Annotated in this window: 9 protein-coding genes and 1 tRNA gene; all 10 read right to left on the reverse strand. The window is 45.8% G+C overall.

The features are described from left to right. Window positions 1-141 precede the first annotated feature (141 nt). The 10 genes from glmS to J6I68_RS02660 all read right to left on the reverse strand — a co-directional run bounded on the left by glmS (window position 142) and on the right by J6I68_RS02660 (window position 11,111). A complete protein-coding gene (gene glmS, locus J6I68_RS02615) occupies window positions 142-2,007 on the reverse strand; it encodes a glutamine--fructose-6-phosphate transaminase (isomerizing) (RefSeq protein ID WP_292217105.1) in 1,866 nt (621 codons plus the stop codon). A gap of 6 nt (window positions 2,008-2,013) precedes the next feature. Beyond that, entirely contained in the window at window positions 2,014-3,360 is a 1,347-nt protein-coding gene (gene glmM, locus J6I68_RS02620; RefSeq protein ID WP_292217107.1) for a phosphoglucosamine mutase, read from the reverse strand. Window position 3,361: 1 nt separating this feature from the next. Next, on the reverse strand, window positions 3,362-4,024 hold the full coding sequence (locus tag J6I68_RS02625) for an acyltransferase (protein ID WP_292217109.1): 663 nt from the start codon (window positions 4,022-4,024) through the stop codon (window positions 3,362-3,364). A gap of 1 nt (window position 4,025) precedes the next feature. Further along, window positions 4,026-4,829: a glucosamine-6-phosphate deaminase gene (gene nagB, locus J6I68_RS02630; RefSeq protein ID WP_292217111.1), complete on the reverse strand. Its 804-nt coding sequence runs from the start codon at window positions 4,827-4,829 to the stop codon at window positions 4,026-4,028. A 189-nt stretch (window positions 4,830-5,018) separates the two neighbouring features. Continuing rightward, window positions 5,019-5,091 (reverse strand) — tRNA-Thr (locus J6I68_RS02635). Window positions 5,092-5,196: 105 nt separating this feature from the next. Further along, window positions 5,197-6,141, reverse strand: coding sequence for an SH3 domain-containing protein (locus J6I68_RS02640; RefSeq protein ID WP_292217114.1), 945 nt, complete (start codon window positions 6,139-6,141; stop codon window positions 5,197-5,199). An 80-nt stretch (window positions 6,142-6,221) separates the two neighbouring features. After that, a complete protein-coding gene (locus J6I68_RS02645; protein WP_292217116.1) occupies window positions 6,222-6,743 on the reverse strand; it encodes a DUF4364 family protein in 522 nt (173 codons plus the stop codon). Window positions 6,744-6,756: 13 nt separating this feature from the next. After that, a complete protein-coding gene (locus J6I68_RS02650; protein WP_292217118.1) occupies window positions 6,757-7,911 on the reverse strand; it encodes an NAD(P)-dependent malic enzyme in 1,155 nt (384 codons plus the stop codon). A 17-nt stretch (window positions 7,912-7,928) separates the two neighbouring features. Further along, window positions 7,929-9,758: a DUF5722 domain-containing protein gene (locus tag J6I68_RS02655; protein WP_292217122.1), complete on the reverse strand. Its 1,830-nt coding sequence runs from the start codon at window positions 9,756-9,758 to the stop codon at window positions 7,929-7,931. A gap of 12 nt (window positions 9,759-9,770) precedes the next feature. Then, window positions 9,771-11,111 carry a replication-associated recombination protein A gene (locus J6I68_RS02660; protein ID WP_292217124.1) on the reverse strand — a complete coding sequence of 447 codons (1,341 nt, stop codon included), beginning with the start codon at window positions 11,109-11,111 and terminating at the stop codon, window positions 9,771-9,773. Window positions 11,112-11,146: the final 35 nt, after the last annotated feature.

Genomic DNA, 11,146 nt, shown 5'->3' on the forward strand with positions numbered 1-11,146 from the left:
AAAGGCTGGCCTGGTGACGCGGGGTGGTAAGCTTCGGTAGGGCTGCTAAGGTTGGCGCAGGGGGAGACAACAGAACCGTCCCCGTGTCTTGTTACCGTGGCATGAAAAAAGCGCATCGCCCAAAAGCGATGCGCTTGGTTTTTATTCTACAGTTACGGACTTGGCAAGGTTCCTTGGCTTGTCCACGTCGAGTCCCTTGGCAACTGATGTGTAGTAGCCAAGAAGCTGAAGAGGAATGATTGCAAGGCTTCCTGCGAAGTGCTCGTCAACCTTAGGAACATATACTGTGAAGTCACATTGGTCTTCTACTTCGTACTTGCCATAGGATGTAAGTCCCATGAGGTAAGCGCCACGGCTCTTACACTCAAGCATGTTGGAGATGGTCTTCTCATAGAGACTTGGCTGTGTGAGAACACCGATAACAAGAGTGTTTTTCTCGATAAGAGAAATTGTTCCGTGCTTGAGTTCTCCTGCGGCATAGGCCTCTGAATGAACGTAGCTTATCTCCTTCATCTTAAGGCTTCCCTCAAGACAGATAGCATAGTCAAGACCTCTACCAATGAAGAACATATCCTGTGCATTGGAGTACTTAGCGGCGAACCACTGTAGTCTCTCTTTCTCATCAAGGATCTTGGTGATCTTTTCAGGAATGCTCTTGATCTCATCGATGTAGTACTTCATCTTCTCTGGATCTGTCAAAGTTCCGCGAGCCTCTGCAAGCTTAAGGGAAAGAATATATCCGCAGATCAGCTGGCAGCTGTAAGCCTTGGTTGTGGCAACTGAGATCTCAGGTCCGGCAAGAGTGTACATTACGTGGTCAGCATCTCTGGCGATGGATGAACCAACAACGTTGACGATTGCAAGAGTCTTAAGTCCCTTCTCCTTGGCCATTCTAAGAGCTGCAAGAGAATCTGCTGTCTCTCCTGACTGGGAGATAACCACAACCAGGGCATTGGGATTAAGTGGCATATGGCGATATCTGAACTCAGATGCCAGTTCGCACCTTACTGCAATGTCTGTGAGATCCTCAACAATGTACTGGATCTCCATTCCAACGTGCCATGCAGAACCGCAGGCTACGATGTAAACCTCATTGATATTAGCTGCATCCTCTGCTGTGATGCCAACCTCTGAAAGATCGATCTTATCACCAACGATGTACTTGTTGATGGTATCTTCAACAACCTTGGGCTGCTCGTGGATCTCTTTCATCATAAAGTGCTCGAAGCCGCCCTTTTCTGCTGCCTCAGCAGAGAAGGTTACAGTCTGAAGCTCTTTTTCCACCTCATCACCATCAAGGTTAAAGAAAGTAACCTCTCCGGCTCTGATCCTTGCCATCTCAAGATTGTCGATGTAGTAAACGTCTCTTGTGTACTTAAGGATAGCAGGTACGTCAGATGCAACGTATGACTCATCATCCTTGACACCAATGATCATAGGTGACTGCTGCCTTGCAACATACACTTCACCTGGGTAATCCTTGAACATAACTTCAAGGGCATATGAGCCACGAACTCTCACAAGAGTCTTGGCAATGGCATCGATAGGTCCCATCTTATACTTCTTGTAGTAGTAATCTACAAGCTTGATAAGAACCTCTGTATCGGTCTCAGAATAGAACTCATAGTTATGTCTAATGAGCTTAGCCTTAAGCTCCTGGTAGTTCTCGATGATACCGTTGTGAACACCGATAACATCTGAATCATCCTTGCCAGTATGCTCGAAGCTTCCGCTGACATGTGGGTGAGCGTTAACAACGCTTGGTGCACCATGAGTTGCCCATCTGGTGTGACCAATACCGCAGCAACCTGAGATTGCGCTGCCACCATTGGTCTTGTTGGAAAGATTAGCAAGTTTGCCAACAGTCTTAACTACGACAGATGCTCCGTCGCCGTCTCTTACAGCAATACCTGCTGAATCATATCCTCTGTACTCAAGTTTTGAAAGTCCTTCAAGCAGAATAGGTGCTGCCTGCTTGTGACCAATATATCCTACTATTCCACACATAAATTTTTACTCCAAATGTCCTTTTTGCTCTATTACTTTTATAACGTCATCTACATACTTCTCGCAGATATCGTCTGATTCAGCCTCAACCATGACTCTGATAACAGGCTCTGTACCGGATTCTCTTACAAGGATACGACCTGTATCACCCAGAGCATCAGCTACTGACTGAACAGCTGCCTGAACATCAGGATCATTCTGGGCATCTGGCTTACTCTTTACCCTTACGTTCTTAAGAACCTGAGGATAGAAAACTACAGGAGCTGCAAGAGCGCTCATAGGCTTCTCTTTTGCAAGCATAACTTCCATAAGCTTAAGGCTTGTAAGGATACCATCACCAGTTGTAGCGTACTTGGTGAAGATGATGTGGCCTGACTGCTCACCACCAACGCGGTGTCCGTATGTAACCATGTTCTCATATACATACTTGTCACCAACCTTGGTCTTCTCGTACTCGATACCAACCTTATCAAGTGCCTTGTAAAGGCCAAAGTTACTCATTACTGTTGTAACAACCTTGTTGTTGGCAAGGGCGCCTCTCTCCTTGAGGTAAAGGCCATAGATGTAGATGATGTGGTCACCAGTTACAACGTTGCCCTTCTCATCTACTGCAAGGCATCTGTCAGCATCGCCGTCAAACGCAAATCCAACATCTAATCCCTTCTCAACTACAAACTTCTGAAGGTGCTCAATGTGAGTAGATCCGCAGTCTGTGTTGATGTTGTATCCATCTGGCTCATCGTTGATGACATAGGTCTTAGCTCCAAGAGCGTCAAACACTGCCTTGGCAATCTGCCATGAAGCTCCGTTAGCACAGTCAAGACCAACCTTCTTGTCCTTAAAGCTGTACTTGGAGTTTGAAATAAGGTATCCAACGTAGCGGTTTCTACCGGCAACGTAGTCTACTGTTCTTCCAATCTCTTCTCTGCCTGCAACAGGGATCTCGATCTTTCCGTCGATGTAATCCTCAACGCGAAGGATTGTCTCCTCGTCCATCTTCTCACCGTTGCCGTTAAAGAGCTTGATACCGTTGTCGTAGTATGGATTGTGAGATGCAGATATCATGATTCCGCAGTCAAAATCGTCAACCCTTGTGATATAAGCTACAGAAGGAGTTGTTGTAACGTGCATGATGTAAGCATCTGCGCCGCTGGCCATAAGACCTGTGCAAAGAGCGTACTCAAACATGTAGCTTGAACGTCTTGTATCCTTACCGATAACGATCTTGGCCTTCTTGCCGTGGTTGGCACCATAGTACCATCCAAGGTATCTTCCGATCTGAACTGCATGCTCGAAAGTAAGGTTCTTGTTAGCTTCTCCTCTGAAGCCGTCTGTTCCAAAATACTTGCCCATTTTATCTCTCCTCTTTATGGATAACTTCTCCGCTGTTCTTGTAGATGGAGTTTTCAGGAACTACTCCTCTTACGCAGGAAGTTGGATAAACATTGGAATGGCGTCCAATAACTGTACCAGGGTTACATACTGCATTGCAGCCAACCTCTACATAGTCGCCGAGCATAGCTCCAAACTTCTTGACACCAGTCTCGATGTGCTCAGTACCGTTGTGGACTACTACAAGCTTTTTATCACTCTTAACATTAGATGTGATAGAGCCAGCTCCCATGTGGGAATAATATCCAAGAATAGAATCTCCAACATAGTTGTAGTGAGGTGTCTGAACATGGTCAAACAGGATAACATTCTTGAGCTCTACGCTGTTACCTACTACGCAGTCAGCACCAACCAGTGCGCTGCCACGGATAAATGCCCCGTGACGTACCTCGGTATTTGGTCCAATGATACATGGAGCTCCAAGGTAAGCACTCTCAAAAACAGTAGCGGTCTTGTGAACCCAAACATGCTCTTTTACCTCAGTGTAATCATCGCCAAGGCCAGCGCCAATCTCAAGGATCATATCCTTGATGCCCTTAAGAGCTTCCCATGGATAAGTAAAGCCCTTTAAGTAATCAGCTGCAAGAGTGTGCTCCAGGTCGTAAAGATCTGAAATAGTATACATATTAAAGCCTCTCTTTCTTTTCTATGTCAAGGAAGTACTTGTAAGTATCTACTGTAAGCTCGCCGCAAGCAGGCTCATCGCAGGCGATGATGGCGCCATTGTGCATCTGGAGTGCGCTGCAGGTCCACTTTGAAGAAACTGCCCCTTCAACTGTTGCAGCCAGTGCCCTTGCCTTGTTGTGGCCATTTATGAGGATAAGAACCTCTTTTGAATCAGTTACAGTTCCAACGCCTACTGAAAGAGCCTGTGCTGGAACCTTCTCTGGGTCATTGTCGAAAAATCTTGAGTTCACGATCCTTGTATCAGTTGTAAGATCTCTTACCCCCGTCCTTGATGCAAGGCTTGTGAATGGCTCGTTAAATGCGATGTGTCCGTCAACGCCGATACCGCCCATGAAAAGATCTATCCCCCCATAGGACCTTATCTTCTCTTCATAGCGTGCACACTCAGCAACCGGATCATCTGTCATACCATTTAAAATATTGATATTTTCAGGTTTCATATCAACCAGATGGTCGAAGAAATTGTCATGCATAAAGTACCAGTAAGACTGGTCGTGTTCCCTTGGAAGTCCAAGGTACTCATCCATGTTGAATGTAACAACATTGGCAAAAGAAATCTCGCCGGCCTTATTCATTCTCACCAGCTCTTTGTAAACCCCGATGGGACTTGATCCTGTAGGAAGTCCTAAAACAAATGGACGATCCTTGTCTGCCCCATTGTTATGCTCTGTGATGCGCATCTTGATGTAATTAGCAGCCCAGAGGCACATTTTTTCATAGTTGTCCTGAATAACTACTCTCATACCCTTCTCTCACTTTCGCGCGGTTCTACCGCAAGATTATGCAATGTGCACATGGAAATATTATATTGTTTAAGAGCATGTTAGTCAAATAACAAAGGCTTACATAAAAATAACCTCAAAGCCAGATAGTCTCTGCCTTTGAGGCTTCTTTTGATCCAACGCGACCTGAGTGCTATTACGAAGTAACAGAGCTGCTGACGGGAATCGAACCCGTGACCTCCGCACTACCAATGCGACGCACTACCGACTGTGCTACAACAGCTTGAACTGCCCACGGCAGTCACGAAAGATATTATAACAACGCAAGTTTCCTATGTCAAATCATTTTCCTTCATATATAGCCGCAGGGTATGTATTATCAATTAAATCACACCTGATTGATTACTGAAATGTAGTAAGAATACAGGCTTCTGTAAGTATCTGCTGAATAATGCAAACCATCTGGTGTGCTAAATCCTGTCTGTGTCAGATATGAATAGCCGTCAATCCAATTGACTCTTTCGTCAAGTTCTGACTGAAGACGGGCGTTAAAGCTCTCAATCTGTGCATTGGTGACTGAAGCGCCCTCTCCTACAGGAGTGACTGCTGCATAATAAACTGTTATACCTGCATTTATCCAGTCATCAATGTTGTTGTTCACAAGCTTTATATATTTGCTGGCATTTCCAAGATCGTTGACACCAAAGTTGATGATCATGGAAGTTCCGCTTCCTGCATAAGAAGGGATCTCTGAAAGAACCGTGTTCTTGAAATAGCTGTAGCCCTCACCAATCTGGGCAATGTATGCCTTGTCCGTGGTTCCAACAGCCATCTTCATCTGAACAGTCCTTGAATCGCCCACAAACAGATAAGGGATGCTTGGAAGCTCTGTCACCATGTAATCGCCCATGATAAAGGCAGTGGCATCATCATAAACAACTTCATACCAACCGTTGTCTGTTTCGCCATATACAGTGGTTTCCGTGCCCCATTTAAGCTTTCCAACCTTGTCGTAGTCCTTGCCAGCTCCATTTCGTACATTGACTGTATCGCTGGTGTACATTGTAACCGGAGTCTCATACTGGGTAACAGTAAAAAGAGTCCTTTCAAGGAGCGTTGTGGTCTCCTCATTGGATACAGTGACCGTCTCAGGAGTTTCACCATCCAGTGCAGAAACTGCCGCAGTAGCTGCGCTGTCAATGGTATCAGCCATGGAGTCCACAATCTCTATACTGGAAAGTGTACCGGCATCCATGCTCTTATAAACTTCTCTGTCTCTTCCTGCTGCAGAAAATACAACAAACGAAAAGACTGCCGCAAAAGCTGAAAGCAATATTAAGTTTCTCTTATTAATCTGACTTTTTTTCATCGCTTGAAGATTTTACATTAGCCGTAATAATATGTCAAATTACGTTAATTTTCCATCAATCGGCTAAAGAGATACTGATAAATATCCTGGCTCTGCTTCTGGAAATTGTCTATCATAGCCTGAGCCATTTCTTCTGTAGGTACCGAAAGCTTAATATCCAGAAGGCTCTTGTTATTTTCTTTTATCATAAGAACAACAGTGTACTCGTTCTCAGCTGTCTTTTTGTAGTCTCCAAGGATTGCTGACTCATTTCTGAGCTTCATGCTGTTGTCCTTAAGGTAGTCGTCGATTTCCTGCCTTATGGACGGGTTGATCCTGTTTCCAAAAAATTCAAGTGTCTGTGAACCTTCATCTGTTATCTCCAGATAGGTCCTGTTTGCCATGGTCTTTTCGCTTATCAGGTTTGAGGAAGCAAGTTCACTAAATGCTTCCTGCAAAGTCATGTAGTTGGTGTACTCTTTTTCCAGAATAAAATCATAGATCTGAGACTTGGAAAGAGGTACATCGCAGCGTTTAAGCATATATAAGACCAGCATTTTGTATAAAGTAAGATACTGCGAACTCAAAACTTACGCTCCATTATTCCTTGACATGTGCCTTGACAGCACTGCTTATCACATCTGCTACCCTTGGATCAAAAGCTGCAGGCAGGATGTTTACATCACTAAGCTCCTCATCAGGCACAAGACCTGCAAGAGCAACTGCTGCTGCCAGCTTCATTTCCTCTGTTATCTGTTTTGCCCTTACTTCCAGAGCTCCTCTGAAGATTCCAGGGAAAACAAGCACGTTGTTGACCTGGTTTGGGAAATCGCTTCTGCCGGTTCCGATAACTCTTACGCCTGCTTCCTTGGCAAGGTCTGGCATGATCTCAGGTACAGGATTTGCCATTGCGAACATGATGGCATCTTTGTTCATCTGGGAAGCCATCTCTTTTGTAACAATGCCAGGGGCTGAAACGCCCACGAAGATGTCTGCGCCCTTGAGCGCATCTGACAGAGATCCTGAGAGCTGGTCAGGGTTTGTCACTTCCATCATCTTTTCCTGCATCCAGTTAAGGCCTTCTGTCTTCTTATTAAGAATGCCGACTTTGTCGCAGAGAGTTACATTTTTAAAGCCGTAGCTTAAAAGGAGCTTTGTAATGGCGATACCAGCGCTTCCTGCACCGTTTACCACAACTTTGCAGGCCTCTTTCTCTTTTCCAACAACCTTAAGACCGTTGATGATGCCGGCGAGAACTACTATGGCTGTGCCGTGCTGGTCGTCATGAAATACCGGGATATCCAGCATCTCTTTTAACCTCTCCTCGATCTCAAAACATCTTGGAGCTGAAATATCCTCAAGGTTAATGCCGCCAAAGCCGGGAGCAAGGTACTTAACCGCCTTGATGATTTCCTCTGTGTCCTGGGTATCCAGGCAGATAGGAATGGCATTGACTCCGCCAAACTCCTTGAAAAGAACTGCTTTTCCTTCCATTACAGGCATTGCTGCATAGGGGCCAATATTTCCAAGACCAAGAACTGCGCTGCCATCTGAAACAACAGCTATAGTGTTGGATTTGATGGTGTACTTGTAAGCAAGGTCTTTATCCTCAGCAATCAGCTTACAGGGCTCAGCAACACCTGGTGTGTAAGCAAGAGCCAGGTCTTCTTTTGATCTTACCTGGGCCTTGGATCTTATCTCCAGCTTGCCCTGCCATTCTTCGTGAAGTTTAAGTGCTTTCTCTGCGTTTGTCATACCACTCCTCCTATGGTTTAAAAGGTTTTTCCTACTATATCATATGCAAAAGAGATTACTTCGCTGCGTTTATCTGTGTCGATATATTTAAATACGTTGTAGATCTGCTTTTTCCCGCCGCCAGTGGTCTCAAGTCCAAGGGCAAGGCCAAGGGCTGCTATCTCATCTGAAGCATCCGTCTGCCTTGAAAGCATCAGTGCGTCGATATAGCCGTTTTGCTCCATCTTGACGTAGGCATAAGCGAAAGCCGCAGCCTGAAGCGCCTGTCCGGATGTTGATGAGTATCCGATCTCACTAAGGATTATGGATCTGACATTACCTGAAGTATCAAGCATCGACTCTTTCTTCATATAATTGGTCAGAACCTCTAAGTTGTCCATGGTGATACATGGAGTAGTTTCTGAATGGTTTACATACTTGGAAGACTTCCAAAATGCAGTGTTGCCATTAGGGAAGGAGTATGGGTGGGCTGCAAGGCCCCAGTCTATGTTCCCGTAATCTGACAGAGAGGTTGCAAAGATGTCCAAAAAGTCCTTGGCATCATAGTCCCCTGTCTTTTCTGTATTGTAGGTCCAGCGCTGGTCAATTGAGGTATAGACCTTAGCCGCTGAGTTCTGGCTCATGATGGCGTTGTAGAACACCCTGAAAGCTCTGGTAAATGCCACTGTGTAGGTGTTTACATCAGTGTAGGCCATATAGTTGTACTCACGTCTTGCGTTTACTTCGTTGGCAACGATCCACATGCTGACGTTGCCATGGCCAGAGCCTGAGTATCTGCCTGCCAGAAAGCTTCCTATTGCAGCAAGGGCCTTAACTCCGCGCTCATCTGTTGCATTGAACATGTAGTAGGGCGCTGTGGAACCGCTTCTTGCGCTTGGATGAGTTATCTCAGGGAATGCTGAGGTGCTGGCATTATTAAGGATAATGGCAGCAACGTCAATGCCCATGCTGTTAAGCCTCTTAAAAAGAGTGTCGTAGTCATTTATAATGCGCTCATTAAAGTGATAGGTCACTCCGCCGTAGCTATAGGATATTCCACCTGAGGTGGTAAGAATAAGGCTAAGGGGAATATTGTAGGTAGCATATTCACAGCCAAGGTCCTGAAGCTCACTGATCCTTAGAGGGTCAGGAAGCAGTCCTTTTATGGACTTGTGCTGCATACCTCCGTAGCTGTAACCTGCACATGCACCTGGGTTGGTGATGTACTTGGCGTGGCTTATAGGAACGTACTTATCATCTAATTTCACAGCCACCTGGAACTTGGAAAAGAGCCTTGTGTCTGCTGCACCCTTGTTCAGGTTAAGCGAAAAGAGCGCTTCATCGTTTTTGTAAACCTTGGCAACTGGCTCTTTTGTCTCATCAATGGACTCCTCATAGGTTGCCTGTTCAAAAAGGTAGTAGTACTTGTCATCGCTCTTGGGAATGCCCTCTGATGTTGCAGTGATCTCCACCTTACCGGAAGAAACAATGTTGCAGCTAAGGATGTTCACAAACTCATCCCTGTTCTCATCAGTCATCTCAACGGTCTTGGGCCTTAGTGAAAGGGCCTTTGATACCTCTTTTCCGGCGCCAACAATCTGATCGATGGTTTTAGAGTTTATGTATTCAGAGTTCTTTTCCTCCTCAGCCTCAAGTGAAGCCTCGAAAAGTGCCTCCTGCTGCTGTGCCTGCTCTGCGATCTGTTCCTCAGTTAAGGTTGTGGTAGTCTGTCCACCTGACACCATGAGCCATATACAAAGGCTTGCAACAAGGACAATGCAACTGGCGCATGCGATTATTGCAACGATAACTGCTCTTCTATTTTGACGGGCCTTGCGCCCTGTTCTTCGTTTACGTGTTACTGTCATCAAAACCTCTTGTTACGTGTTATCTTCTGAATCTGCCCGCTCTTTAAGGCGCTTCATATGCTCTTTTATCTTGAGCTCATAGCCGTTGCCTGTGGGGTTGTAGAACTCCTTGCCGTTAAGCTCGTAGGGCAGGTACTGCTGTTTTACATAGTGATCCTTGTAGTCGTGGGCGTACTTGTAGCCAATGCCATGACCGAGTTTTCCAGCACTCTTGTAGTGGGCATCCTGAAGGTGTGCCGGGATTGGAAGATTACCTGTTTCCCGTACTGTCTGGATCGCCTCATCAACTGCAAGATAGGCTGCGTTGCTCTTGGGAGCCGTGGCTATATAGGTAACTGCCTGAGCCAGCGTTATGCGGGCTTCTGGCATTCCAAGTCTCTCTACTGCAAGGGAAGCTGCAACTGCCACCTGAAGTGCCTGTGGATCAGCATTTCCCACATCCTCAGAGGCACATACCATCATGCGGCGAACGATAAACTTGGGATCTTCTCCTGCATCAAGCATCCTGGCAAGGTAGTACACAGCAGCGTCAGGATCTGAACCTCTCATACTCTTTATGAAAGCCGAGATGGTGTCATAGTGGTTGTCGCCATCCTTGTCGTATCTTGCAACCTTGCGCTGGATACATTCCTCAGCCACTTCTCTTGTGATATGAATGAGGCCATCACCGGACCTCTCTGTAGTCATGATGCCCAGTTCAATGGCATTTAAAGCGTGTCTTGCATCGCCGTCAGCTATATCTGCCAGGAAATCTGCTGCATCCTCATCAAGAACTGCCTTGTAGGACCCCATTCCACGCTCTGTATCTGTAACTGCGCGGTTTAACAGTTTCTTTATATCATCTGGAGAAAGGGGCTTAAGCTCAAAAATGATGGATCTTGAAATAAGAGCCCCGTTGACCTCAAAGTATGGATTCTCTGTGGTAGCTCCAATAAGCACCACTGTTCCATCCTCAACAAACGGAAGAAGGTAGTCCTGCTGTCCCTTGTTGAATCTGTGGATCTCATCGATAAAGAGGATGGTCTTTTTTCCGTACATGCCAAGATTGTCCTTGGCCTTAGCTACCACCTCTTCCATGTCCTTCTTGCCAGCAATGGTGGCGTTTATCTGTGTGAACTCTGCCTTGGTAGTGTTTGCAATAACCTTGGCCAGAGTTGTCTTGCCAGTTCCAGGAGGGCCATAGAGAATTATGGAGTTTAGCTTGTCTGCTGAAATTGCACGATAAAGAAGCTTGTCTTTTCCAATGATGTGCTGCTGTCCAACTACCTCATCAAGGGTCCTTGGGCGCATCCTGGCGGCAAGCGGAGATTCTTTTTCCATATTGTTTTCGCGCATATACTGAAATAAGTCCATAACATATCAATATTACTATTTTCTTCCATTAATTG

It is taken from the genome of Butyrivibrio sp. (genome assembly GCF_017940685.1).
Taxonomy (GTDB): Bacteria; Bacillota; Clostridia; order Lachnospirales; family Lachnospiraceae; genus Butyrivibrio.